Annotated in this window: 18 protein-coding genes; 16 read left to right on the forward strand and 2 right to left on the reverse strand. The window is 65.6% G+C overall.

Features of this window, described 5'->3' with window-relative positions; genetic code table 11:
• Positions 1 to 55: 55 nt before the first annotated feature.
• Together QUV35_RS07550 and QUV35_RS07555 are read right to left on the reverse strand one after the other, a co-directional pair.
• On the reverse strand, positions 56 to 2,803 hold the full coding sequence (locus QUV35_RS07550) for a DUF349 domain-containing protein (RefSeq protein WP_300872191.1): 2,748 nt from the start codon (positions 2,801 to 2,803) through the stop codon (positions 56 to 58).
• A 121-nt stretch (positions 2,804 to 2,924) separates the two neighbouring features.
• The gene (locus tag QUV35_RS07555) at positions 2,925 to 6,560 is read right to left on the reverse strand and encodes a DUF748 domain-containing protein (protein WP_300872194.1); all 3,636 of its coding nucleotides are present in this window, start codon (positions 6,558 to 6,560) and stop codon (positions 2,925 to 2,927) included.
• A 715-nt stretch (positions 6,561 to 7,275) separates the two neighbouring features.
• Between QUV35_RS07555 and QUV35_RS07560 the strand changes: the two genes are divergently transcribed.
• The 16 genes from QUV35_RS07560 to QUV35_RS07635 all read left to right on the forward strand — a co-directional run bounded on the left by QUV35_RS07560 (position 7,276) and on the right by QUV35_RS07635 (position 25,835).
• The gene (locus tag QUV35_RS07560) at positions 7,276 to 8,166 is read left to right on the forward strand and encodes a lytic transglycosylase domain-containing protein (protein ID WP_300872197.1); all 891 of its coding nucleotides are present in this window, start codon (positions 7,276 to 7,278) and stop codon (positions 8,164 to 8,166) included.
• A gap of 291 nt (positions 8,167 to 8,457) precedes the next feature.
• Entirely contained in the window at positions 8,458 to 9,702 is a 1,245-nt protein-coding gene (gene glyA / locus QUV35_RS07565; RefSeq protein WP_300872200.1) for a serine hydroxymethyltransferase, read from the forward strand.
• A gap of 18 nt (positions 9,703 to 9,720) precedes the next feature.
• A complete protein-coding gene (gene nrdR, locus QUV35_RS07570) occupies positions 9,721 to 10,170 on the forward strand; it encodes a transcriptional regulator NrdR (RefSeq protein ID WP_300872202.1) in 450 nt (149 codons plus the stop codon).
• 164 nt (positions 10,171 to 10,334) lie between these two features.
• Positions 10,335 to 11,057, forward strand: coding sequence for a GspH/FimT family pseudopilin (locus QUV35_RS07575; RefSeq protein ID WP_300872204.1), 723 nt, complete (start codon positions 10,335 to 10,337; stop codon positions 11,055 to 11,057).
• Between the two features lie 11 nt (positions 11,058 to 11,068).
• Positions 11,069 to 11,548 (forward strand): type IV pilus modification protein PilV, encoded by a 480-nt coding sequence (gene pilV / locus QUV35_RS07580; RefSeq protein ID WP_300872207.1) that lies wholly within the window; start codon positions 11,069 to 11,071, stop codon positions 11,546 to 11,548.
• Positions 11,545 to 12,606, forward strand: coding sequence for a prepilin-type N-terminal cleavage/methylation domain-containing protein (locus QUV35_RS07585; RefSeq protein WP_300872208.1), 1,062 nt, complete (start codon positions 11,545 to 11,547; stop codon positions 12,604 to 12,606). Before pilV (QUV35_RS07580) ends, QUV35_RS07585 begins: the two co-directional genes overlap by 4 nt.
• On the forward strand, positions 12,603 to 13,160 hold the full coding sequence (locus tag QUV35_RS07590; protein WP_300872210.1) for a pilus assembly protein: 558 nt from the start codon (positions 12,603 to 12,605) through the stop codon (positions 13,158 to 13,160). The genes QUV35_RS07585 and QUV35_RS07590 overlap by 4 nt, the downstream gene beginning before the upstream one ends.
• Positions 13,161 to 13,178: 18 nt before the next feature.
• Complete coding sequence (locus QUV35_RS07595) at positions 13,179 to 17,591, forward strand: PilC/PilY family type IV pilus protein (protein ID WP_300872212.1); 4,413 nt, start codon at positions 13,179 to 13,181, stop codon at positions 17,589 to 17,591.
• Between the two features lie 35 nt (positions 17,592 to 17,626).
• Entirely contained in the window at positions 17,627 to 18,112 is a 486-nt protein-coding gene (locus tag QUV35_RS07600; protein ID WP_300872214.1) for a type IV pilin protein, read from the forward strand.
• Positions 18,113 to 18,150: 38 nt separating this feature from the next.
• Complete coding sequence (ribD, locus tag QUV35_RS07605; RefSeq protein WP_300872467.1) at positions 18,151 to 19,269, forward strand: bifunctional diaminohydroxyphosphoribosylaminopyrimidine deaminase/5-amino-6-(5-phosphoribosylamino)uracil reductase RibD; 1,119 nt, start codon at positions 18,151 to 18,153, stop codon at positions 19,267 to 19,269.
• A 146-nt stretch (positions 19,270 to 19,415) separates the two neighbouring features.
• Entirely contained in the window at positions 19,416 to 19,967 is a 552-nt protein-coding gene (locus QUV35_RS07610) for a GspH/FimT family pseudopilin (protein WP_300872216.1), read from the forward strand.
• Positions 19,968 to 19,978: 11 nt separating this feature from the next.
• Positions 19,979 to 20,563, forward strand: coding sequence for a type IV pilus modification protein PilV (gene pilV, locus QUV35_RS07615; RefSeq protein WP_300872218.1), 585 nt, complete (start codon positions 19,979 to 19,981; stop codon positions 20,561 to 20,563).
• Positions 20,560 to 21,324, forward strand: a complete 765-nt coding sequence (locus QUV35_RS07620; protein ID WP_300872262.1) for a PilW family protein — start codon at positions 20,560 to 20,562, stop codon at positions 21,322 to 21,324. The genes pilV (QUV35_RS07615) and QUV35_RS07620 overlap by 4 nt, the downstream gene beginning before the upstream one ends.
• Positions 21,325 to 21,344: 20 nt before the next feature.
• A complete protein-coding gene (locus QUV35_RS07625; RefSeq protein ID WP_300872264.1) occupies positions 21,345 to 22,028 on the forward strand; it encodes a PilX N-terminal domain-containing pilus assembly protein in 684 nt (227 codons plus the stop codon).
• 13 nt (positions 22,029 to 22,041) lie between these two features.
• Positions 22,042 to 25,404, forward strand: a complete 3,363-nt coding sequence (locus QUV35_RS07630) for a PilC/PilY family type IV pilus protein (protein WP_300872266.1) — start codon at positions 22,042 to 22,044, stop codon at positions 25,402 to 25,404.
• Positions 25,404 to 25,835 carry a type IV pilin protein gene (locus QUV35_RS07635; RefSeq protein WP_300872268.1) on the forward strand — a complete coding sequence of 144 codons (432 nt, stop codon included), beginning with the start codon at positions 25,404 to 25,406 and terminating at the stop codon, positions 25,833 to 25,835. Before QUV35_RS07630 ends, QUV35_RS07635 begins: the two co-directional genes overlap by 1 nt.
• Positions 25,836 to 25,882: the final 47 nt, after the last annotated feature.

Genomic DNA, 25,882 nt, shown 5'->3' on the forward strand with positions numbered 1-25,882 from the left:
AAAAGCCCGTGCAGACGCTGTCTGCACGGGCATCGCCCTCGGACGGTCGATGGGCTCAGCGCTTGAGCAGCACCTTCAACACCGTCTGAAGGCGTCGGGCGGCCGATGCGTCGAAGCCCGAGGCCAGCACGCCTGCCACATCGTCCACCCAGGTCTCGGCAGGTGCCGCGGCATGACGGCGCGTGAGCAGTTGCAGTTGCAGCATGCGGCGCTCGCTCAGGTGCTCCGCGGGCGTGGGCACTTCGGCCGCCATTTCCAGACGCAACAAGGTCTCGCCTGGCAAAGCGGCCGGCGCCCTGGACAGGGCGGCCGACCAGGTGGCGCGGCTGCCGGCGTTCACGCGCGGGCCCAACGCCTGTGCGGTGGGCATCTGCTCGGCATCGCGCTGTTCCCAGGCGGTCATGAGCTGCGTGAGCACCTCGCCGTGGGCTTGGGCGGCGAGCTTGCGCAGGCTGGCTTCGGCCGACTCGATGGCCTGGCGCTGGGCGCGGAAAGCCGCATCGCCGAGGCGGGGACCGCGCTGCTCGCGTTCGTCGCGCCAGGGCGCTGCGCCGGCACCGCGCGCATCGCGGGGTCCGCGAGCGTCGAAGCGACCGGCACCACCGCCCTGGCGGCCGTCGGGGCGGGCGCCACGCGCATCCCGGCCAGCCGGTTCGGCCTTTTTCATGCCGGGACGGTCGTCGCCGCGCATGGCGACCAGCTTTTTGGGCGGTGCGGCGGGCTTGGCGGGTGCCGCTGGCTCGGCCGTCACCGCCTCGTCGGCCGACGCGGCATCGGCGGGTTCGGCAGCCGGTTCGGCAACGTCCGCGGCCGGTTCAGCCCCGGCTTCGGCCGGCGCAGCCGGATGGTCCGGTGCGGCTTTCACGGCCGCCGCCGGCGTGGCCTCGACCGCAGCAGGCCGACCGGCCAGCGCCGATTCAAGTTCCTGCATGGCCGCCCGGATGCGCTGCGCGTCGCCGCTGGCACTGGCCTGTTCCAGCGCACGCGAGGCATCGAGCACACGCTGGTCGTGGGCGTTGAGCGAGGTCGCGGCCTTCTCGCGCTCGGTGGTCTTGCGGTTGAACGCTTCATCGATGGGCTGGCGAAACGCCTCCCAGAGTTTTTGTTCGTGCTTGCGTTCCAGCGGCACCGCATGCGCCTCGGCCTGCCAGCGCTGCTGCAACGCCTTCACCGCGTCGATGCGCAGCATGGGCGCTGCGCCCAACGCGGTGGCTTCCTCGATCAGCGCCTTGCGACGCGCCGTGCTTTCGGCCTGTGCCGCTTCCAGGCCGGCATGAGCCGCATGCATCGCCTCTTTCCACTGCGGCTGCATTTCGGCAAAGGCCTTCTCGCTCATGTGGCCGGCCTCGCGCCAGCGCTCCGAGAACGAATGCAACTCGCGCACCTGGGCTTTCCAGTCGGTGTTGCCGGCGTGCGCTTCGGTCCAGGCCTTGAGCTCGGCAATGATGGCCAGGCGCTGGCCTTTGTGGGCCTCGGCCTGCTGGCGCACCTGCACCAGCCAGGTCTCGACCACCTTGTGCGCTTCGGTGCAGGCTTCGTCGAACCGTTTCCACAAGGCGTGGTTGGGCTGCCCCCCCTGGTCGGTGGTTTTCCACTGATCGCGCAGCCCGCGCAGGGTTTCCTGCATCTTGCGTCCACCCAGGCGCTGGCCTTCGGGCGCCTGCAGCAAGGCTTCGGCCTTCGCCACGAGTTCTTCGCGCAGCTGGTCGGCACGCCAGCGCTGCCAGCCCTCGAGTTCACCGGCCTGGCTCAACGCGGCGTGCGCGCGAGCGTCCAGGGCCGGGCTGACGAAACGGCCGTTGGATTTCAGGAGGGCGCGCACATCGGCGGCGGCCTTGGGCGTGGCCTTGCCGTGGCCTTCGGCGAGTTCGCGCTCCAGCACGTCGAGCGCGTGGCCGAGCTCGGTCGTCACGCGGGCACGGCGCTCCTGCTGGGCCTGTGTGTCCACCGCGGGCTTCTCGACCGGTGCAGCGGCTTCACCGCCGCGCGCCACGCGCAACTCGTCGGCCCAGACTGGCACGGCGGGCAATGGCGCCTGCGCGTCGGCATCGGCCGCGACCGCCTGGGCCAGTGCGGCTTCAAAGGCGTCCCAGACCAGCTGCAGCTGTTTGCGCGAGGCGTCCAGCATGGGCGGAAACTTCACGTCCACGCTGGCCCACTGAGGGTCTTGCGCCAGGCCGCTGGCCTGTTCCTGCCACTGGGCCACATCGGTCTGCAGCGTCTGCGCACTGTGCTGCGCTTCGCGCCAGGGTTTGGTGGACAGCACCTCGATGCGCTGCGCGATCAACACCGCGGCTTCGCGCTCCACCTGCACCCGGTGCTGCAGGTCTTCGATGGCCTTGACGCGTTCGGCCAGCGACTGGCGCAGCGCGGCCAGCGGCTCGCGCGAGAGCGGCGCGCCCGCGCGCGCGGCGTCGCGCTGCCAGGCCAGGGCATCGGCCAGGTTCAGGCGCGGGTGGTCCAGCAAGGCCTGCGCCTTCTGCGCCCATTCGACCGACATCTGCTCCTGCGTCTTCAGGCGCTTCTGTTCGTCGAGCTTTTCCTTCAACGGCTTGGCCGCTCCGCGGTCGCGGTTGGCCAGCTCCTTGTAGACCTCGTTCATCTGGTCCAGACCCGGCTCGGTGGCCAGCCACTCGCGGATGCGTGCGGCGCGTTCGCCCGATGTCGGCGCGGAAAACGCCCCGCCGGTCACAGCGTCCAGGGGATGGGCCGCAGCGGCGGACTTTGAGGGGGTGGGCGTGTTCACGGCGGGTGGAGAAACTTGAGGGGATGAGGAAGACTTGCGCAAGGAAAACAGCGACATGGAAGCGTCAGTTCGATCAGGACAGGGGCTGCGCCAGAGCGGCGCGGCAAACCGGTATTGTCGCCGCTGTTCGCCGCCGGCGTGCCTGGCCGGCCCGGCGGGGCGCTGGCGGGCCGCGTGATCAGCGAGGCGCCAGCCGGAGTTCGGCCTGCGGCCGCCAGCCTTCCCCCTGCCGGACCAGTTGCGGTGCGCCCAGAAACATGCGGTCTTCGGGCAACGACCGGCTGGCCAGAAAGTCCTTGACCGCCTGGCCACGCGCCACGGCGAGATCGCGCAGCGCGTCGGACGTGACCGGTATCGAGGCCAGCAGCAGCGCCTCCATGTCGGACTGTGGAATGTCCTTGACGATGCCGATGAGGTTGCGCGGTTTGGGCATGTCGGCGCGGCGGTAAACCTCCTTGAGCAGCGCGGGGTATTCCTCGGCGCCCACGGCCAGCACGTCGGGGATCGGCTGGCCGTTGCGCGCCAGCAGCCGGCGTTTTTCGGCCAGCAGACGCGCCTCCAGCTGAACGCGCTGGTAGCCGCTGCGTTCGGCCTCCAGATCGCTGTGTCCCACCACCGTGATCTGCAGCGCAGGGCGCTCGGCGAGGGCCTTGGCCACCGATGCCAGCTGTTGCCGGGTCTCGGCCGCCAGCACCGCGCTGCCGGGAGCAAACGCCACCTGCCCGGGCGACTCGGCACCTCCACCGAACGCACTGGCGATCAAGGAAAACGGTGCCGTCAGGGCCTTGCCGATCAGGTTGAAGATGAGCTTGAAGATGATGGGTGCCAGTCGAAACTGCGGGTCGTTGATGGAGCCGCTCACCGGCAGGTTGATGTCGATCACGCCGTTGCGGTCGGCCAGCAGCGCCACCGCCAGCTTCACCGGCAGGTTGGGCGCCTCGCTGCCGGCCACACGCTCGCCGAAGCTCAATTGGTTGAGGACGATCTGGTTGCTGGCGCTGAGCTGGCCATCGGGATCGATCCGGTAGGCCACGTCCACGCTGAGCTTGCCGCGCTCGATGCCGTAACCGGCGTACTTGACCGTGTAGGGAGACAGCGGGGGCAGCTCCAGATGGCGCACGCGACCCTGGATGTCCAGTGCGAGCGGCTGGGCCAGCGGGTTGAGCCGGCCCTCGATCTCGAGAGCGGCCGTGCCCTCGGCGCGTCCGCGCAGGGACAAGGCGGCCAGTTCGGGTGCGGTTCCCGCGGCTTGCCCATTCGAAAATGCACCCAGGCTGCCGGTGAGCTCGCTCAGCGTGGACGTGTAGTTCGGCTTGATGAAGCGGTCGGAAAACAGCACGCGGCCGTTGACCAGGCTGATCGGGCCCAGCCCGATCCCGGGCGCAGGACCGCCTGCGGCGGCATCGGCCTGCGCAGGAACATCGCCAGCGGGCAACTGCTGCGAAGGCTTCAGAAGGCCCTGCAGGTTGATCTTGCCGGCCTCGTCGATGATCACCCGCGCGAAGTAGTCGCTCAGCACGGTCTCACGCACCCTCAGCTGGGTGGATCGCCCGGGCGACATCGCCAGTTGCAGGCCGCGCACCTGCAAGGATTTCCAGGCCAGCAGGTCTTCGGCGGGCGACAAGGTGTTGGCACTCAAATCGTCCAGCGCAGCGTCTCCCTCCAGCTGGAGCGCCAGCGCACCGTCTGCCAGGCCGCCTTGCACCCGGCCGCGGTAGCTCGCGTCAGCGCGCAGCAATTCGAGGTTGAGCCGGTCCGCGACATACGGCACCAGCGCATGCGCGGGCAGGCGCTCGAGCTCGGTACGGGCATCCAGCCGCAGGCCCGCTCCGCCCGCTGTAGCGGGTTCGGGCAGGCGCAAGGCACCGGTGAGCACGACCTGGCCGGGCGCGACCGGGCTGGACGGGCCTGATCCCACCCGCGCCCGGACCGACAAGGCCATGTCCTTCTGCCCGGCATCGAACGGGCGAAGGTCTTTCAGGTCCAGTTGCAGGTTGGTGATGTCCAGCGTCACAGGCTCGGCGGGCAGGCGGTCCACGAATCCCAGTGAACCGCCGGAGACCTGCAGCCTGGCCAGGCCCACCCGCCACGGTGCCGCTTCTGCAGCCGGGGCCTTGACCGCCTGCCGGTCTTTGGGCGCTGGCAACCGCCAGGACTCGAACATCCAGGCGCCGTCGTGCCCGCGCTCCAGCGGCAGGCGAGGCTGGGTCAGGGTCAGGCCGCCGACCTCGGCGCTTCGCTGGACAAGATCCACCTGCAGGTCGTCGATCAGCAGGCGCTTCAGGCTGGCCAGAGGCTGGCGGGCCGGGCCCAGCACCAGATCGTTCACGTCGATGCGACCACCCAGCAGCTTCAACACCGCGGCCTGATCGCCCTGCGGGGCCCGCCATTCGATGCGGCCGTGCGCGCCGACCCGCCCGTCCAGGGCCGGCTGCATCGCTCCCTTCATATAAGAGGAGAAACGCCTCAGGGCGATCTCTCCCAGAAAGAGCTCGGCCTGCGCGGCAGCGTCGGTGACGGAACCCTTCACGCCGACCTCGCTTGAACCGAGGCCGGCCGACACCTCGAACGGCACGGGCGCGCGCACCGGCCAGCTCAGTCCACTGGCTTGCACGCGCACAGCCTCCAGCACCTCCGTGGCCATCGGTTGCACCGCTTCGTCCCGCCAGTGGATGCGCCCCCGCTCGAGGTCCAGCCGGCCCAGCACGAGCTCCCACGGCACTGAGGCAGCGGCGGGCGCCTGAACGGTCGGCGCCGGCTGGTGAGGCGGCACAAGACCTGCGGCCAGGCGCACGAGGTTGATCTGCCCCCGGGTATCGCGAGAGAGGTTCAGGCTGGGCGCTGCCAACTCGATGGCCGCCAGATCGACCCGCCGGGCCAGGGGTTCGACCCGGTTGAGTCGGACGCCCAGGCGCTCCCAGGACAACACGCCGGCGGCTTCGCCACCGACCGACCGCTCCACCACCTTCAGCCCCGACAGCGCCACATCGCCCGAGAGCCACACCTGCGGCGCATCGCGCTGCAAAAAAGCCAGTTTCAGGTCGAGGCTCAGGACACCCGCCTCGGGCTTGACGGGCCAGGCAGCGGGCCAGTAAGGGAAGTACGGGGCCAGATCCAGCGCGGGAATGCTCAGCGTGGCGTCGGTCTCGCGGTGCGCCGCAAACGGCGTGCTGGAAGCCTTCGAATCAAAAGCGCTGCCGTTGAGTTCGAAAGCCAGCCGCGGCTCGGTCACCACCTCCCGGCGCGACGCCAGGTTGCTGAGAAACGGCACGCTCAGAGTCAGTCCCCGCAGGCGGTGGGTTGCCCCCACCGGGTCATCCACGAAGGTGAATTCACCGCCGGCAAGCGCCAGGTTGAAAAGGGCAAACCGCGCCGGTTCGCTCCGGTCATCGGACGCTGGTGCGTTCAGGCGCTGCAGGATGTCGTCCACGTCGTAGCGGCCACCCCCCAGATGGCGCAAGGCCAGGCGCGGCTGCTCGATCTGGAGGGCATCGATCACGGGCGCGAGCCGCAGGAGCGACTGCAACTCGGCGTTGACGTACAGACGGGCCACCGACAACTGCTCCGCCGGGCCCTGCGCGGCAGCCACGCGCAAGCCCTCCACGACCAGTTCCAGCGACCAGGGCCGAAAGTCCACCCGCTGAACCGTCACGCCGCGCCCCAACAGTTCGCTGGCCTGCTTTTGCAACTGCCATTTCAGGAGCACCGGCACGACAAGCCAGGTGATCAGCCACAACAGCATCACACCCACGAGGGTCCAGGCGAAGCGCCTGAACCAGGATTTGCCAGGCGTTTGGGTCGGTCGGCTGCTCATGGGAATGCGGGCGGGGGTTGGCGGTCTTTCCAGTGTCTGCGAACTCGCTCACCGCTGCACGGCCTCGGCAGATCGAACCCCGAAAACAAGAAACCCCGGCAAACAGGGTCTGCCGGGGTTGACGGCGGGCTTGATGCTCATGCCGTCTGTTTTGGCGGAGGGAGTTTGATGTCTCTCCAGCCTGGAAGCAACAGATTGCTCCCGTTGGGGGCCGTCATGCGGAGACTCCGCTGGGTCGGCTGCTGCCAGTCATCACAACCGGCAAGCGCAGCGTACTCCGACACCACGGATGGCGCAATGCGGCTGGACCGGATCGACCATGAAGCTTTTCAATCGCGGTCCGGCGACCCATTCCGGGGGGCCGAAACCCGGTTTTGCGATTTGAAAGGTCGGTGCGAGCCGACAAACGGCGGTTTGTGGCCCGCACCGCCGCAAGCCTTGCAGGCGCTGGCTTTCTCGCTAGCGAAGCGCTTGAGCGGTCAATTGAAACCGTTTGTTTATAACCAAAAGCATCTTTAAACAGCGTTCTAAACATTGACCCGGCATTTATCTCCGCCTACCATCCGGCGACTTTGCCCACTCTCAAGGGTAAACCCCGACCGCAGCCCCCACGGGCCAGGTCGAGCGCCAGACCCGACGGGTCCGGCCTTCGACTGCGATCCCAGTCGGCGAGGCCGCATGTTGACGCGGCACACGCCATGAACGGAGCGAAACCATGACGACTTTCCATGCGCCACCCAAGAACACCTCAGGTGTCGTGGCATCCATCAAGACCACGCTGGCCGACACCTACCGTGGATTCCTCGACATCACGCACAACAGCGTGGCCTTGCTGGGCACGCTGTTCGCCGTCGGCCTGATCGTGCTGAGCGCGCGTGGCGATTTGCGCCAGAGCGCCGAGCAGCAGTTGCTGGGCTGGCTGCTGCAGCGCCAGGAAGCCGCCGCCGACGTGCCCCTGATCGCGGTGGAGCCCACCGCCATCGACCGGGTGACGGCCGCGGATCCGGGCGATCTGCCCAAGCAGCAGGCCAACGTGACCTACTGGCTCAGCCGCAAGTACCGCGTGGCCCCGGAGCCACTGGGCGCCCTGGTGGCCGAGGCCTTCGAGATCGGCGAGAAGGCCAAGCTCGACCCCACGCTCATCCTGGCCGTCATGGCCATTGAATCCCGCTTCAATCCGTTCGCCCAGAGCCCGGTGGGTGCCCAAGGCCTGATGCAGGTGCTCACGCGCGTGCACACCGACAAGTACGAGGACTTTGGCGGCCAACTCGCCGCTTTCGACCCGGTGTCCAATCTTCGCGTGGGCGTGCGGGTCCTGCAGGACTGCATCAAGCGGGCAGGCTCCGTCGAAGGGGGTTTGCGCCTGTATGTGGGTGCGGTCACGACCGACGGCAGCTGGTACATCAACAAGGTGATGGCCGAGCACATGCGCATCCAGAGCGTGGCCCTGGGCAAACCCCTGCAACGCTACGTGCCTCCCGCACGCACCGTCAATGTGGTCGCGCCGGCCGAGCCGGCTCCCGTGGTGGCGCCAGGCACCGAGATCGAGGCGGGCCCTGCGGCGCCCGCGGCCACTCCGGCATCGGCCCCCATCGCACAGTCCTGAGCATCTGTCGCCGGCGCACACCGCGCGCCGGGATTTGCTCCGCAGGCATGCCCTTCGCCTGCCCCTCGGCTAAACTCGCCGGGTACGCAACTGGCGATAGGCGCGCAGCGCCCGGAACTGTCCGGGCCAGCTGCCGCTGACGTGGCCCCCCTGCCCGATCACTCCCCTCTCGATCCGCGGCCGGGACAACCACTGGGAAGCGTGCCGCCCCCATCGAAAGAGCGGGGCGTTCAGCCGTTCGCCTGGGCAGCCCTTGTCAATGCGCAAGGATTCACCTCTTGAAGGACTGCCATGTTCGACCGCAACATTCTCATCGAGCAAACCGACCCCGAGCTGCACGCAGCCATCCAGGCTGAAAACACACGCCAGGAACACCACATCGAGCTGATCGCCAGTGAGAACTACGCCTCACCCGCGGTGATGGCGGCCCAGGGCACGCAGCTCACCAACAAATACGCCGAGGGCTACCCCGGCAAACGTTATTACGGCGGCTGCGAGTTCGTCGACATTGCCGAACAGCTGGCCATCGACCGGGTCAAGCAGATCTTCGGTGCGGATGCAGCGAACGTTCAGCCCCACTGTGGCGCCTCGGCCAACGAAGCCGTGTTCCTGGCCTTTCTGAAACCCGGCGACACCATCATGGGCATGAGCCTGGCCGAAGGCGGCCACCTCACGCACGGCATGGCCCTCAACATGAGCGGCAAGTGGTTCAACGTGGTGTCCTACGGTCTCAACGAGAAGGAAGAGATCGACTACGACGCCATGGAGCGCAAGGCCCACGAGAGCCGCCCCAAGCTGATCATCGCGGGCGCTTCCGCCTACAGCCTGCGCATCGACTTTGAGCGCTTCGCCAGGGTGGCCCGGGACGTCGGTGCCATCTTCCTGGTCGACATGGCACACTACGCCGGCCTGATCGCCGCTGGCGTCTATCCGAATCCGGTACCGCACGCCGATGTCGTCACATCGACCACGCACAAGAGCCTGCGCGGACCTCGGGGCGGCATCATCCTGATGAAGGCCCAACACGAAAAAGCGATCAACAGCGCCATCTTCCCCGGGCTTCAGGGCGGTCCCCTGATGCATGTCATTGCCGCCAAGGCAGTGGCGTTCAAGGAAGCACTTGCCCCGGAATTCAAGGCATATCAGCAGCAAGTGTTGACAAATGCACACATCGTCGCCGAAACGCTGGTATCACGCGGACTTCGAATCGTCAGTGGACGCACCGAGAGCCACGTCATGCTGGTGGATCTTCGCGCCAAGGGCATCACCGGCAAGGAAGCCGAAGCGGTGCTGGGCAGTGCCCACATGACCATCAACAAGAACGCCATCCCCAACGATCCCGAGAAGCCGATGGTGACCAGCGGCGTGCGCATCGGCACCCCCGCCATGACCACGCGCGGCTTCAAGGACGAAGAAGCGCGCGCCACCGCCCACCTGATTGCCGACGTACTCGACAACCCGCGTGACGCAGCCAACATCGATGCGGTGCGCGCCAAGGTCAACGCCCTGACGGCCCGCTTCCCCGTTTACCGCTGAGTCTGCGAGCCCGGCGCGATGAAATGCCCCTTCTGCGGCCATCTCGAAACCCAGGTGGTGGAAACCCGCGTGTCGGAAGACGCGGACTTCATTCGTCGCCGGCGCCAGTGCGGCCATTGCGAGAAGCGATTCACCACCTACGAACGCCCCGAAGTGAGCTTTCCGGCGGTGGTGAAAAAGGACGGGCGCCGGGTGGACTACATCCCGGCCAAGCTGCGTGCCTCGTTCGCCCTGGCCTTGCGCAAACGCCCCGTGAGCACCGAGCAGGTGGATGCCGCGATCGAGCGCATCGAGGAAAAACTGCTCAACCTGGGTGCCCGGGAAGTGCCGGCCACCCGGCTGGGCGAGATGGTGATGCGCGAACTCAAGAAGCTGGACAAGGTGGCCTACGTGCGCTTTGCCAGCGTCTATCGCAGCTTCGAGGACATCGACGAATTTCGCGCTCTGGTGGATGAAGTCCAGCGCTGAAATTGCCTTGGGGTCGCCACTTCCGTGAGCAATGTCACACGCCCTGAAGAACGTGGCCAGAAGTTGCTTTTTGTCATACTCAAATACACACCAAAAAGCCTCCATCAGAAGCAGGTTACATCCAAAGAACTATTTTTTGATTTGGCACAGAAATAGTGCCTCGGATGTATTCCTTGCTGGTGGAAAAGCCTCCTCTGAAAAGCGACCGTCTGTCCTGTGCAGAAGGCACTTCAGCGTCTGTCCAAGGCCGTCTTGGGGTTCAAGCCGAAAATCCAGGCGTGAAACATTCTCTTACCCGTAACCCCATCGCATCCGAGCACCGGCAGCGGGGCATGACCCTGATCGAATTGATGATGGGCATTGTCGTGACGGGCGCCTTGCTCGCCGTGGGCGTGCCCAGCTTCCAGTCGTTCATTGCGGCAAGTCGCATCACCACCACCAACAACGATTTTGTGAGCTCCATGGCGTTGGCCCGCAGCGAGGCCATTCGCAGAGGCAGTCGAATCACCGTGTGCAAGAGCACGAATGGCACGGCGTGTGTGACCACGGGAGATTGGGCTCAGGGCTGGATTGTGTTTGTGGACATCACCCGCGCGCCACCCAACGCAGCAGTGGACGCGGGCGACACGATTGTTTCAAGGTCGCCGGCGGCGCCGGCGGGCCTGACGATCGTGGGCGACACGGCCCTGGCCAATTTCGTTTCCTTCTCTGCGGACGGCACGGTGCGCGACATGGGTGGTGCAGCACAACAGGGGCGCCTGCGGGTATGCAGCACGTCCGCAGCCGTGGGCGACGAGCGCCGCGCGCGCGACATCGCTCTGGCCACCACTGGCCGGCTCACCACCACCCCCCCGGCCTCCGTGGCGGCCAACTGCCCTCTCACCTGAGCATGATGTTCATGACGATCTCCTCCCGACAGGGTTCCAGACCCTCCCTGCGTGGCCAGCGCGGCGTGGGGCTCATCGAAATCCTGGTTGCCGTTCTGATTCTGTCCCTGGGGCTGCTTGGCATGGCAGGCCTGCAAGCCAACGCCCTGAAGTCGAACCAGAGCAGCTACGGCCGCAGCCAGGCCGTCATGCTGAGTTATTACATTCTTGACGCAATGCGGGCTGATCGGGCGGCGGCGGTCGGGCTTTCGTACAACATGGGTCCCACCTGCAACTCGGGCGCCATCACCACCGCCGACCTCGCCGGAAACACGCGCCGCGACTGGCTCGACAGCCTGCGCACCGGGCTGGGTGATGCCAACACCACCTGCGGGGCCATCAACTGCGACGCGCTCGGCAACTGCACCGTGAGCATCACCTGGGACGACTCCCGCGCCATCGGAGGCACCACCGGCTCCACCCAGACCTTTCAGACCCGGAGCCGCATATGAGCGCCCGCCGAACCAAGAACCTTTCCATGTTGCGCCGCCAGGCCGGCTTCAGTCTGGTCGAGCTGATGGTGGCGTTGCTGCTGGGTCTGGTGGTCATTGGCGGCGTCGTCAACATCTTTCTGACCAACCAGCAGTCCTCCCGCTCGAACGAGGATCTGAGCCGCATGCAGGAAAGCGCCCGGCTTTCCTTTGAACTGATGGCGCGGGAAGCGCGGCAGGTCGGCGGCAACACCTGCGGTGCACAGGTCACGGCCAATGTGCTGAACAACGCCGCAGCCGACTGGTGGGCCAACTGGGATGCAGGTGCCTTGCAAGGCTTCGCGGCCGGCGTTGAAGCCACGGGCATCGTTGCCATCGGCACAGGGGTTGGAGAGCGCACCAACGACTCGGCCGCCTTGAAGATCCTGAGCGGCGGCATGTTCAACGGCGTGCCCATCGCGGGCCACGACGCCGCCACCGGCGTGGTGACCCTGTCCACCGTCAACCACGGCTTCGTGGCTGGAAACTATGTGGTGATCTGCGACACCGAATCGGCGGCCATCGCCCAGGTCACCGCGGCTTCTGCGGCAGGTGTGGGCAGCATCACCCATGCTGCCGGTGGAGCGAGCGCAGCGGTTCCCAACGTCTCGACCGCTCGTCCAGGGAACTGCTCCATCGGCATCAACTTCCCGACCAATTGCGTCACAGCCAATACCCGCAGCTTCGCGGCCGGGGGCTATGTCACCCGCTACAGCGCCAACACCTGGTTCGTCGGCAACAACGATCGCGGCGGCCGATCCCTGTTCCGCGTCGGCCCGGACGACCTCGCTCCCGTCGAGGTGGTCGAAGGTGTCATCAACATGACCATCGATTACGTGACTTTCAACGGCACCACCATGGCCAACGACTGGGTGGACGCAGCCGCCATCCTCGACTGGAGCCCGGCCGCTGCCGACCAGGTGGTGGCGGTGCGCCTGATGCTGGATCTGGAATCCACCGGCAACACCGGAACCGATCAGGCGCCGCTGCGGCGCCAGCTCATTCACGTGGTCAATCTTCGCAACCGCGTCACACCATGACATCACCCGGATCTTCCCGTCATCGCCTCCAGAGGCGCTCCCGTGGCCAGCAACAGGGCATCGCCCTCGTGGTGGCGCTGATCCTGCTTGTCGTCATGACACTGGTCGGCCTCAGCGGACTGCGTACCGTCACGCTGGAAGAGCGCATGACCTCGCACACCTATGACCGCAGCATCTCGTTTCAGGCAGCCGAGGCTGCGCTGAAGGAAGCTGAAGCCTTCGTGCAGGGCAACCAGGCCCTGCCTGCGCTGCAACCCGCTTTCGGAGCGGCCTGCAACGTGACCAACGGAGTCTGCGGTGCGCCCAACCCACCCACGCTGGAGCGGTGGTTCGACAACACCAGTCCTCCGTGGTTCGACGCCACCGCCCTCACCAACGGGGGCATCAGCATCACGCCGCAATACATGATCGAGTACCTGGGCAACGGCTTCAGTTGCTCGCCTGGTGTGGTGGGCAGTGCCACCAACTGCTCCCGATACCGCATCACTGCCCGCAGCAACGCAGGAGCCGACCGCTCGGTTGTCCTGCTGCAATCGATTTACGCACCGCTCTGAAGCCAAGGAGAAACGACCATGACCGTCCTGTCCACGCTGAACCGAACGCTGCAGGTGGCAGCCATTTCAGCGATTGTGGCCACCACAGCCACGGTCAGTGCGCTGGACTGGCCCACCAAACCGCTGAGTGCCACCGTCAGTGCCAAGCCGCTGACCATGCTCATCGCGGGTCGTGACCACAAGTTTTTCTACGAGGCCTACAACGATGCCAGCGACATCGACGCGGATGGCCTGATCGACACCCGCTTCAAGCCGGACATCACCTACTACGGTCTCTACGACTCGACGCTGTGCTACAGCTACGGGGGAACGGGCAATTCCGGCCTGTTCCAGCCCGCCAGGGCGGCCGACTCGCTCGGACGCTGCACGGGAACGGTGGCGTCGCAGCCCGGCCAATGGTCGGGCAACTGGCTGAACTACGTGACCACCAGCCGCATCGATGCCCTGCGCAAGGTGCTCTATGGCGGCTCTCGCGAGGTGGACAACGCCACCCAAACCGTGCTGCGCCGCTCCTACATTCCCCAGGACGCCCACAGCTGGGGCAAGGAATACCACCGCAGCCACGGCTACAACATCAGCGACTACACCGATCTGGCGGACCTGAGCGCAGACAACGTTCGCCACTTCTTCGGCAGCCTGACCGCCAACCGGAACACCAATTGCAGCACGCTGGACAACTGCAGCAGCCTGCCGCCATTGCTGCGCATCCGCGCCGACGTGGGCAACAACGCACGCATCTGGGAGTGGGCCTCCAAGGAACGCCCGGTTCTTCAGGACAACCTGTCCACGGGAAGCTTTCCCACAGGCACGGCCGCTGAACGCAACCTCACGGTCCGGGTGGAGGTGTGCACCTCCAGTTTCAACAGCGGATGCAAGCGCTACCCCAACGGGCAGTACAAGCCCATCGGCCTGTTGCACGACTACGGCGAGACCGACGCCATGCTCTTCGGCTTGATCACCGGCAGCTACGACCAGCACCTGTCCGGGGGTCGCCTGCGCAAGGTGGTGTCCTCGTTCAGCGACGAAGTCGACGCTGCAACGGGCCAGTTCACGGCCGGTGCACGCATCGTCACAACCTTTGACCGCTTGCGCATTCGCGGCTTCAACCAGAGCAGTACCAGCAGCGAGTACCGGAACTCCAACCCATACACCGCATCCGCCAGGTCTCCCACCGAAGGGGAGTTCATCGATTGGGGCAACCCCATCGGCGAGATGATGTACGAGGGCATTCGTTACTTCAGCGGCCGGCCGTCTGGCACTGCGAGCTACAACACCTCCACCACCCACGACACGGCCGTGGGCCTGACCTCGGCCACCTGGGACGACCCCTACAACCGGACCGCAGGGGCGGCGCGGGCCTCTTTCTGCGCGCGCGCCAACTTCCTGACCATCTCCGACATCAACCCCTCTTTTGACGGCGACCAGGTTCCAGGCAGTTACTGGGATGTTCGAGGAACGACGTCGAGGTTCACAGGTGACATCGGTGGCATCGAGTCCGAACTGCTCGCCAGGACGATCGGTGACGTCGAAGCACTGACCAACGAGTTGTTCTTCATCGGCGAGGTCGCGGGGAACGCCGACACGGCCCCCACGCCCAAGACCCTCACATCGCTGGGTCGTGCGCGCGGTCTCTCGCCGGAGGAGCCCACCAAACAAGGCTCTTTCTCCGCCGCCGCCATGGCCTACTACGCCAAGACAAGGGACTTGAGGGACGAATCCAACCTCCCGGGAAGACAGTCGGTGGACACCTATTCCGTGGCGCTGAGTTCACCCTTGCCCCGTATCGAGGCACGCATGAACAGCGGACGGACGATCAGCCTGGTGCCGTTTGCCAAATCGATTGCCGGCTCGGGCATCAACCGGACCAAGGGCCTCTACCAGCCCACCAACCAGATCGTCGACTTTTACGTGGAGCAGATTGCCAATTCCACGGGCACGACCGGTGCCGACTACGACGCCACCATCAACGGCGGCCGCTACTACGCACGTTTCCAGATCAATTACGAAGACGTGGAACAAGGCGGTGACCACGACATGGATGCCATCGCCGAGTACATCGTGCAGGTGACGGCCGCGAACACGCTGGAAGTCATCGTGCGACCGACCTACCAGGCCGGCGGCATGCAGCAGAACATGGGCTATGTGATCTCGGGCACCACGCGGGACGGGGTGTACCTCGTGGCCCAGGACGAAGCCACCAACCCGGCGTACTACCTGAACACTCCGACGGTTGCGTCTCTGCCCAATGGCTGCGATCTGGACCCGGTGCCGGCCGCCTGCGCCCCGCTGCGCACCATCGGACAGACACCACGGACCTTCGAATTCACACCCAGCGCCACCGGCGGGGCGCGCCTGCTCAAGGACCCGCTCTGGTACGCCGCCAAGTGGGGTGGTTTCACCGACCGCAACAGCAGCCAGACCCCCGACCTGCCACTGGAATGGGACGCGGACGCCGACGGCGTTCCAGACACCTATTTCCTGGTGCAGAACCCCCTCAGGCTCAGGGAATCACTGGCCAAGGCGTTTGACAACATCGTGCAGCGAAGCGGCTCGGGCGGCAACGTCATCGCCAACAGCACCTCGCTGTCGACCAACTCCCTGGTCTACCAGGGCAGCTTCAACGCCACCAACTGGTCTGGCGACCTGGCCGCCTACGCGGTCACAGCCGCAGGCGTGAGCCAGAACCCGCAATGGCGCGCCGCCGACTCCATCCCGCCAGAGGGCACGCGCCGCATTGTCTACCGCTCGCGATTCGACAATGTGGGACGCTACTTTGATCAGACCGGGATGTCCGCGTCCACAGCAGACTGGGCCACGCTGGGCAGCGACAACACCCAACGGGCCGCCATGTTGCGTTACCTGCGCGGCGCACGCACGCTGGAGATTCAAAACGGGGGCACGCTGCGCAACCGGTCTGCGAACACCGTGCTGGGGGACATTTCTCACTCGTCGCCCGCCTATGTGAACGACAGTGGCACCGTTTTCATTGGATCCAACGACGGCATGCTGCATGCGTTCAACGCCAACACGGGCGTCGAAAGATTCGCCTACATTCCCAGCACGGCGATGCCGGCGACCAACGCGGCCTCCAGCGGCATTCGCGCCTTGTCCCAGGTGATCTACAACGATCAACACCAGTATTTCGTGGATGGCGACATCGTCGTTTCCAACCGCAATCAGTTCAACAACCGGAACTACCTGGTGGGTACGCTCGGGCGTGGCGGCAAAGGGCTGTTCGCACTGGACGTGACAGACCCGGACAGTTTTTCGCCCACTCAAGCGCTTTGGGAGAGCGTGGGCTACGGAACGGGCGCCGACATCGACATGGGACATGTCATGGGTCGCCCCGTGATTGGTCGAATGGAAAATGGCACCTGGGCTGTGATCGTGGGCAACGGCTACAACAGCCGCGCCACCGCTTCGGACTCGCGCGCCGTGCTGTTCATCTACGAACTCGCCACCGGCAACCTGATCCGCAAGATCGACACCGGCGTGGCAGGAGACAACGGCATGGCGACCCCGGGCGTGTACGACTCCGACAACAACGGGCGCATCGACACCATCTACTCCGGCGATCTGGCGGGCAACGTGTGGAAATTCGACGTGAGCAGCGCGACGCCTTCGAGCTGGGGCATTGCATTCAGTGGTCAGCCCATGTTCACCGCTGTGGACGCCACCAACCGGGCTCAACCCATCACCGGCCCGATCAGCGTGTCTCGCAACACCGTGCCCAGCGACACCAACGCAGGGCGCACCTACCTTCATTTCGGCACTGGCAGCTACTTCCGGACCACCGACCCGAACGACGCCTCTTCCCAGACGCTGTACGGCTTGATCGATCGCGGAACCGTGATCGAGAACCAGACCAGCCCGACCAACCGGCTGGTGCAGCGCAGGGTGGAATTCATCGGCACCTTTGCCGGCTCCAGCGTGCGATCGTTCGAGAGAGCTGCCGCCAACGACATGGCGGGCAGGGACGGCTTCTACATGAACCTGCCAGGCACGGGCGAGCGCGTCGTCACTGCGGCTGCGGTCTACAACCTCAATGGACCTGTGTTGCTGTTCAGCAGCATCGTGCCCGTATTCGACGAGTGTTCTCCGGGCGGCAGTGGCTTCCTGAACGCCCTCGATCCCTTCACCGGGGGCCGCATCACCCGGCCGTTCTTCGATATCAACCGCAACGGGAACTACCTGGACGATGTGATGCCCAGCAACTTTGCGTCCCTGATCACCGGAACGACCGACGCGAACAACTCCGACCGCTTCATCGGCTCCATCGACTTGGGTCTGGGCAATCCCGGTCAGGCCACAGTCATTGACAATCAGGTGGTGGTGGGCGGCTCTGACGATGAGCGGGCTTCTCTGGCCACGGACCCTGGCGCGGTGACCGCGCGCGGCCGCCTGTCCTGGCGCGAAATCGTTCGCGATTGAACAGACACTACCGAAAGCGATTGAAGATGTTCACGATGACCCCCTCCCCCGCCCGATCCGCGGCTCGCCAGCGCGGCTTCAGCCTGATCGAAGTGATGATCGTGGTGGCCATTCTGGGCATCCTCACCGCCGTCGCCTACCCCAGCTATCAGAACCATGTGGAGAAAACGCGGCGCATCGCCGCGGCTGGCTGCCTGATGGAAATGGCCCAGTGGATGGAGCGCAACTACACCACCTGCCTGCGCTACGACCGCACCGGTGCGGCTTGCGGCACCGCCGTGGTCAATGCCCAGTTGCCGGCACTGATCTGCCGCGCAGAGCTGGGCGCCACCTACACACTCCAGTTCACCCCCGCCGTCGCACCAGCGACCAATCCATCGCAAAGTGCGTATGCCCTTGAAGCGGTGCCCGGTGCGGCGCAGGCAGGAGATACCCGCTGCGCCACGCTCACGCTCGACCAGACGGGCACCAAAGGCGTGACGGGAACGAACTCTGCCACGCCCAACACCTGCTGGCGGTGAAGCCGGACTTGAACCCGGGCGAGTCGTGGGCGCAAGCCATGGCCCGGGCACAAGCGGCACTGTGTCTGTCGAACCCGAATCCGCGTGTCGGTTGCGTCATTGTCGACAACAGCGGCACACCGATCGGCGAAGGTCACACCCAGCAAGCCGGCGGCCCGCACGCCGAGGTCATGGCCCTGCGCGACGCCGGTGCCAGGGGACACCCGGTGCTCGGCGCCACAGCGTTTGTCACGCTGGAACCTTGTTCTCATCACGGCCGAACCCCGCCGTGTTGCGACGCACTCGTTGAAGCCGGTGTCGCCCGGGTGGTGGTGGCCAACGAGGACCCCAACCCGCTTGTCGCCGGCAGAGGTCTGGCACGACTGCGGGCCGCAGGCATTGCGGTGGACCTGATGCCCTTTGACAGCGATGTGGCCATGGCCTCCCGCGAACTCAACATCGGTTTTTTCAGCCGCATGGTGCGAGGCATGCCGTGGGTGCGCATGAAGATGGCGGCATCCCTCGATGGCACGACTGCCCTGGCCAATGGGCAAAGCCAGTGGATCACCGGCGAGGCTGCCCGCGCCGACGGGCACGCCTGGCGGGCACGCTCTTGCGCCGTGCTCACCGGCATCGGGACCGTGCTGCACGATGATCCACGGCTCGATGTGAGGTTGTCGGGCATGACTCGCCAGCCCCACCTGGTGATTGTGGACAGCGCGCTCGAGACGCCCTTGTCTGCCCGGCTGTTCGAGCCTGCGCACGGCGGTTTGCAGCGGCAGGTCTGGGTCTACCACGCCGCACTGGACGCCGCGAAACAGGCTGCCCTGGCCGCTCGTGGCGCCATCCTGGTTCACATGCCGGGTGCCGGCAACAAGGTGGACCTCAGCGCCCTGTTGCGTGATCTCGCACAACGCGAAGTGAATGAGCTGCACGTGGAAGCCGGCCACAAACTCAATGGGTCGCTGCTGCGGGAAGGCCTGGTCGACGAACTGCTTGTGTACCTGGGGCCCAAGCTGCTGGGGCAAGGAGCGGGCCTGTCCAACTTCGGGCCACTGCAACAGTTGCAGGACGGTCTGTCGCTGCACTTCACCTCCGTGGACCGCGTGGGTGAAGATCTGCGAATCGTGGCGCGGGTGCAAGGGCGAGACGGATTTCTTCGGGCGCCAGCGGGCTGATTCCCCGGAAACGGGTTGGCAAACGCTGCGCGGCTTTCAGCGATTCAGTGCTACTGCCAATAAAGCACTAACTCCACTCGTCCCGCCCGCGATATCAGCCATCTGAATCACACTTAGGTATTCAATCTGCCTGCTAGAGTGCCGGCATGTTTGAGTCCAAGACCCTTTCCATCGCTGCGCGCCGGCAAACCCGCGGCTTCACGCTGGTCGAGCTGCTGGTGACGATGGGCCTGCTGGGCATTCTGGCGGCCCTGGCCGCGCCCAGCTTTGCAGACTTCATGCGCCAGCAGCGCGTGAAGTCGATGCGCGACGAAATGATGGCTTCGATCGCGCATGCCCGGGTGGAGGCGATCACACGCGGACACAGCGTGGTCCTGCTGCGCACCACGCCCTGCCCACAGGCCGTGAGCCCGCTCGACTGGGACTGCGGCTGGGCCGCATTTGCCGACCTGAACGGCAACGGTGCGCTTGACGCCAACGAAACCGTCCTTCACGAAGTGCAGGGCAGGCCGGGCACACGAATCAGAAGGAGCCCTGCGGCCTCCTTCCACACCATCAAACGGATGGGGAATTCGACCTTCGGGCGTTTCGAGATTTTCCCGGCGGGTTCGGCGTTCAGCCCGGTGAACGGAGTGCTCCTGTGCCTGTCCAAAGGCGGCCGCGTGCGCTCTGCCCGCGACGCTGCCGACTGTCACTAGCGCGGCAAGCCATGTCGGTCACTCCACCAAGACAACGCGGTGTCGCCATGATGGAAGCGCTGGTGGCCTTGCTCGTCCTGGCTTTCGGCGTGCTGGGGCTGGCGCGTCTGCAGGTCGGTGCCCTCACGGAGTCCCGCAACACCAACGCACGGGCTGTGGCGGTGCAACTGGCTGCCGACCTGGCCGAGCGCATGCAGAGCAACGTGGCTGTTCGCCGGGCAAATCCAGCCCTCAACCCCTACGAAATCCGCTGGGGAGCTCCGCCGGCTGCGGGCACCGACTGCCTCGCCACCGCCTGCGATGGAGAAGAGCTCGCCGCGTTTGACGTTCGCGCCTGGAAGCTCAACGTTCGGTCCTTGCTGCCCAACGGCGACGCCAGCGTGTTCCGGTCCGACACCGACAACAACCAGTTCGGGGTTCTGATGCGCTGGACTTCATTCAAGGCCATGAACGAAGACATTGCGCCTGCAGGGCAAGACGCCCTTTACACCCGAGCAGACGCCGTGACCGACGCCACCGGAGCTGTCGGCACCGGTGTGGCGTCAGAGATCTGCACGACGGGCTTCACCTGCCACCTGGTCTACATACGTCCATGATGCAACGCGCACTCCCCAAGGCCCGCGCCAGACACCAGGCCGGCGTGAGCCTGATCGAACTCCTGGTGGGGCTGGTCATCGGAGCGCTGGTGTCGGTCGCTGCGATCGCCAGCTTCAGCGCCACGCGTTCCACCTCGGTCACGGTGAGCGACAGCACCAGGCTCCATCAAGACGCCGCCTTGGCGTTTCGAGCCATCGGCCACCACATTCGACAGGCGGGTGCCCAGCAACTGCTCGATGCCGGGGGTGGAACCGTCATCTTCAACCCGGAGTTCGAAGGCTATGGCAGCGCGCAGGTGCCCCAGAGCCTGCGAGGCAGCAACGGGCCCAACAACGGGCCCGATGTGCTCGAAATCAGCCACGACGACGAGGCATCCCTCAATCCCCTGGATTGCCTGGGTCGGGACGCTCACCCGCCGAAAGGCATCGGGAACAAGTTCGAACTCGTCAACGGAAGCTTGCGCTGCCAAGGCTCCGATGGAGGGAACTCAGATCCCTTGGTCGCCGGCATTGAAGATTTTCAGGTCCGCTATGGTGTGCGCACCTCAGACAGACTGCAATACCTGGACGCAGACGCCAGCTGGACCTCGGCCAACTGGAACGCTGTGGAAACCGTGATGGTGTGCCTGCGTCTGTCGGGTCAGGCCGGTGGCCAAGCGGGCCTGGACACCACCGGTTGCAACAACGAGAACATTGCCAACGACGGACGCATCCGCCGGGTGTTCGTGCGGGTGTTCACCGTCCGGAGCTCCGCGCTGTGATGCCCCACCACCGCCCCCGCATGCGGACACAGCAAGGGATTGCACTGGTCGTCGTCATGGTGATGCTGCTGCTCACCACGCTGGTGCTGCTCACCAGCAACCGCGTCGGGTGGCTCAATGAAAAGCTGGTCGGCAGCGAAAGCGACCACCAGCGCGCATTCGCCGCGGCCGAAGCCTTGATCCGCGACGCAGAACTGGACATCAGTGGTCGCCAGTTCGACGGCTCGCCCTGCCCTGCGAATCCAGCCACACAGTTCGGTTGCCGCAACCTGAACGCGCCCCACTTTCCCCAGGAGGAAGACGATCTGGACACGCTCGCAGCGTTCGTGGCGGCCGGGGTCAACAAATGCCTGCAGGGAATCTGCCTGCCCGACAGACCCAAGGAGCTGGAAAGTGCAGGCGCCTGGAGCCAGCAGCTGGCAGCCATGCAGAGCGTTGGCGCCAGCTATGGCCAATTCACCGGCGCCAGGCCGGAGGCGGCAGGCAACCCACTGCTCACCGCAGGGGCGGCCTGGTACTGGGTCGAGGTCTTGCGCTACAGCAAAACCTTCAGCAGCGCCGGGGCAGCCTTCTCGACGCCAGTGCCCGTGGATCAGCACCCCTTCGTTTACCGGATCACCGCCCACGTACAGGGCACCAAACCCGGTACCCAGGTGCGGCTGCGCTCCACCTTCGTCCCCTACCTGGCCAGAGATTTCGAATGAAAGCGAGCACGCCGTGTCCAACCGATCCTTCACACTGAGCGCCATAACACTCGCCATCGGTGGCTGCAGCCCCTTTGCACTGGCCGCACCCTTGCTGCTTTCCCAAGCACCGCCCACGCTTCCCCACCCGCCGGCACCCAACATCATCGTCTCGGTGGACAACTCCACCAGCATGGGCAGGGCAGGGATTTCAGACCTTCAGGCGGCCCTCAGGGCCACGTTCTCTGCCGGGAACATTCCAGACAACCAGATTCGCCTGGCCTGGCAGTCCATGCACCACTGCAACACCTTGCCGGGCCGCGACACGACCGACGCAGGCGCATGCAAGGGATACAACGGCATGCGTCGGCTGACGGGCGCGCACCGCAGCAGTTTCTTCAACTGGATCGATTCCCTGAGCATGAGGCGGGGCACACCCTCTCATTACATGATGGAGAACGCAGGCGAGTACCTCAGCGCCACCGGCCTGGGCATCAACAGCCCCTGGGCGTCCAACCCCGGGGTTGAGGAGTCACCTGTGTTGTCGTGCCGTCGCTCGTATCACATCCTGATGACCGATGGCGAATACGGGCACGCGTGGACAGGACAAGAGCTCGACACTTCCGGCCCGCCCGGCACGCCCATCGTTCGTGGTGGCAATGCCGACGGCACGGCAACCAGACTGCCCGACGGAACGCCGTACCCGGTCGACGCGGCCAACGAACAGACGCGCCTGTACCGGGACACCTGGGGAAGTTCCACCTTGAGCACGCTCTCGGACCTGGCCTTTCATTACTGGTCGCGCGATCTGCAGAAGAGCATGAACAACGACCTCAAACCGACACCCGCACAGCGGTTTCCGAGGGAAAACTTCGGCACCGCGAGCGAGCCCGCCGAGCTTGACCCGTATTGGAATCCGCGCAACAACCCGGCGACATGGCAACACATGGTGACCTACACCATCGGCTTCAAGGACGCGGCCAGCTGGGCAGCAGCCAGCGATGAACCCACATGGATGGGAAGCACCCACGTGGGACTGGGTCCCCTGATCCGGGGCGACAAGCAATGGGCCTCGCCGTTCTGCAACGCCACGGTCGATGGGCCGGGCAACCTGCCATGCGACAAACGCTTCAACTACTCGGTGCGCAGAGACGCCCGCAAGATGGAGCTCTGGCACGCCGCACTCAACAGCCGGGGGCGGTTCGTGCCTGCGCCCGATGCGCAGTCCCTGGTCAATGCCTTCCGCGACATCCTGGCGGATCTCACGGCGGAAAACCGGCAGGCTCGCGTGAGCATCGCGGCGAGCTCAGGCAGCCTTCGCTCCGACGGTCGTGTCTACCTTGCCAGTTACAACATGCAGCGGTTCAGCGGCGAGGTTGAAGCCTACCGGCTCAAGGCCGGTTCCCTTGAGGTGGACACACAGCCCGCCTGGACAACTTCGACCGTGCTGGATGCCGCCAACACGAACTGGTCTGGTCGCCGCATCCTCTCGCACTCGGAGACTGAAGGCATCCGTTTCGAGTGGGCCTCCCTCGGCGATAAGCAAAAGGCTGCCCTGCGCGGTCCCGACACCGACGCAGTGGGTGCTCAACGGGTGGCCTATTTGCGCGGCGACCGCACACTCGAAGGCCCTTCCGGCGGGTTTCGCGAGCGGGCCTCCCGCATGGGCACCATCGTCAACTCGAATCTCTGGACCGTGGGCGCTCCTCGCAGGATGGCGTTTGCCCACCCGGGTCATGTCGTTTTCCGTCGCGCGCAGGCCAGCCGTCCCGAAACCGTCTACATCGGTGCCAACGGCGGCATGCTGCATGGATTCGATGCCGCCACCGGCGCAGAGCGCTTTGCCTACGTGCCGCTGGCAGCCTACGCAGGACTGCGTGACCACACCTCACCGCAGTACACGCACCGGCTGTTTGTGGATGGTCATCCCTTCACCGGCGACGCCGATCTGAGCGGGCCGCCGACCGACTCCCGAAACCCGCCAGAACCCCAATGGAGAACGGTGCTGGTCGGTTCGCTGGGTGGAGGTGGCCGCGGCTATTTCGTGATGGATGTGACGGACCCCACCAACATGACGGCCGGATCGGTCCTGCTTGACCGGACGTTTGCGACCACGGAGAACCCCAATTTCGACGGTCACGAAGACGTGGGTCACCTCTACGGCGCGCCGGTGACCGATGCCATCTCGGGCGGACGAAGCGAACAGATCGTCAAGCTCAACAACGGGCGTTGGGCCGTGGTGCTTGGCAACGGGGTGAACAGCTCCAACGAACGACCTGTGCTGTTGATCCAGTATCTGGATGGCGACAAGAGTCTCAAGCGCCTCGTCGCCCATTCGGCGACGCAGCAGTCCAATGGTCTCGCGCCGCCGCGGCTCCTTGACGTGGACGGCAACGGCACGATGGACATCGCCTACGCTGGCGATCTGCTGGGTCAGCTGTGGAAATTTGATCTTTCCAACCGGACTGACATCGACTGGGGAGTGAGCGCCTGGGGCAACAGCACGCTGCCCTGCAAGGATGCAACCACCTGCCAGCCTCTCTTTGTGGCCACCGACGGTGCATCGCCGGCCCGGGCGCAAGCCATCACCACCGCTCCCCTGGCGATGGCCCACCCCTTGGGCGGCATCCAGGTCATGTTCGGTACCGGCCAGAACATCCAGCCAGGCGATCCGGCCAACACCGCGGTGCAAACGATCTACTCCGTCTGGGACATGAATGCGCTTGACAACGCAGAAAGGAACTCGGGTCCTCCGCACCTGCGACCCATCACAGCCGGGCGCGCTTCGCTGGTGAAACAAGGCATCACCACGGCGGTAAAAAAGACAACACAGGGCGGCGAGCTCGTGGACACGATCTACTCCAACTCCACCGACAACACCATCGCCTACTCGCGCACCGACCCCAGGACCCACCGCGGCTGGTTCATGGACCTGCCTCTCGAAGGTGAGCGGGTGCTGCAGCCACCGGGCGCGCTCCAGGGCCAGCGGGTGCTCATCCCCAGCCTGGCCCCCTCACCCACCGCCGGTGGCGAAAGCTGCGAACCGAAGGTGGCCGCCGGGCAGGCCCGCGCGACCGTCCTGAACATGATCACCGGTCGTCCCCCGGCCACACCGGTCTTCTTCAGCAGCGACAGCACCATGGACCTGAGCAAAGCCTCCAGCGTGCTGCTGGCATCCGACGAGCTCGTCTCGATCACGTCCTTCCCGGTGGCCGCGGACTTTCTGGGCATCAGTGGTGATGGTTACGGCACGTCCAGGGGCACCAAGCTGGGGGAGACGGTCAGCAATGACGAAGGCGGCGCCCAGACTTGTGCGGGCAACGGCTGTGTGACCCGCAACGGTGTGCGTCTGGGCACCAGCCGCGGGGCCCGCGCAGACTGGCGGGAGGTGCGTTGATGGTTCCCGCCGCCAACCAGACCCGGGGCTTCACCCTCATTGAATTGATGATCGTGGTGGCGGTGGTGGCTCTGTTGGCCGCCGTGGCCTTGCCCAGCTACAACGACCATGTGATGCGCAGCCACCGCGCCAACGCCCGCGCGGCGCTTTTGCAAACCGCGCAATGGCTGGAGCGAGCGGCCACGGCCCAGGGACGGTATCCACTCGCGGCAGCCATCCCCGCGGGTGTGCAGGTGGTGGAAGGTGGGCGCTACCGGGTCGTCGTGGAGTCCAACAACGGAACGAACTACCGGCTGATCGCCCTGCCGGTCGGGCAACAGGCCAGGGATCGGTGTGGCTCATACGAGCTCAACGAAGCGGGGACCCGGGCGCAGCGGCCCACCGTTGAAGTGCCCCAGCCGCTCGATTCCCTGGCTTGCTGGAACCGGTAGTTCCAGTCAAAACAACCGGTGGGACGTCCACCGGAATCCGGGGCCGT

Origin of the sequence: Hydrogenophaga sp. (genome assembly GCF_030373225.1) — a bacterium.
Taxonomy (GTDB): Bacteria; Pseudomonadota; Gammaproteobacteria; order Burkholderiales; family Burkholderiaceae_C; genus Hydrogenophaga.

Coding starts and splice junctions, on each gene's coding strand:
- pilV (WP_300872218.1), top strand. CDS start 19,979: ATGTCGGTCACTCCACCAAGACAACGCGGTGTCGCCATGATGGAAGCG.
- QUV35_RS07595 (WP_300872212.1), top strand. CDS start 13,179: ATGACCGTCCTGTCCACGCTGAACCGAACGCTGCAGGTGGCAGCCATT.
- QUV35_RS07600 (WP_300872214.1), top strand. CDS start 17,627: ATGACCCCCTCCCCCGCCCGATCCGCGGCTCGCCAGCGCGGCTTCAGC.
- QUV35_RS07620 (WP_300872262.1), top strand. CDS start 20,560: ATGATGCAACGCGCACTCCCCAAGGCCCGCGCCAGACACCAGGCCGGC.
- QUV35_RS07625 (WP_300872264.1), top strand. CDS start 21,345: ATGCGGACACAGCAAGGGATTGCACTGGTCGTCGTCATGGTGATGCTG.
- pilV (WP_300872207.1), top strand. CDS start 11,069: ATGACGATCTCCTCCCGACAGGGTTCCAGACCCTCCCTGCGTGGCCAG.
- QUV35_RS07610 (WP_300872216.1), top strand. CDS start 19,416: ATGTTTGAGTCCAAGACCCTTTCCATCGCTGCGCGCCGGCAAACCCGC.
- QUV35_RS07560 (WP_300872197.1), top strand. CDS start 7,276: ATGACGACTTTCCATGCGCCACCCAAGAACACCTCAGGTGTCGTGGCA.
- QUV35_RS07555 (WP_300872194.1), bottom strand. CDS start 6,560: ATGAGCAGCCGACCGACCCAAACGCCTGGCAAATCCTGGTTCAGGCGC.
- QUV35_RS07585 (WP_300872208.1), top strand. CDS start 11,545: ATGAGCGCCCGCCGAACCAAGAACCTTTCCATGTTGCGCCGCCAGGCC.
- QUV35_RS07590 (WP_300872210.1), top strand. CDS start 12,603: ATGACATCACCCGGATCTTCCCGTCATCGCCTCCAGAGGCGCTCCCGT.
- ribD (WP_300872467.1), top strand. CDS start 18,151: ATGGCCCGGGCACAAGCGGCACTGTGTCTGTCGAACCCGAATCCGCGT.
- QUV35_RS07635 (WP_300872268.1), top strand. CDS start 25,404: ATGGTTCCCGCCGCCAACCAGACCCGGGGCTTCACCCTCATTGAATTG.
- nrdR (WP_300872202.1), top strand. CDS start 9,721: ATGAAATGCCCCTTCTGCGGCCATCTCGAAACCCAGGTGGTGGAAACC.
- QUV35_RS07550 (WP_300872191.1), bottom strand. CDS start 2,803: ATGTCGCTGTTTTCCTTGCGCAAGTCTTCCTCATCCCCTCAAGTTTCT.
- glyA (WP_300872200.1), top strand. CDS start 8,458: ATGTTCGACCGCAACATTCTCATCGAGCAAACCGACCCCGAGCTGCAC.
- QUV35_RS07575 (WP_300872204.1), top strand. CDS start 10,335: ATGTATTCCTTGCTGGTGGAAAAGCCTCCTCTGAAAAGCGACCGTCTG.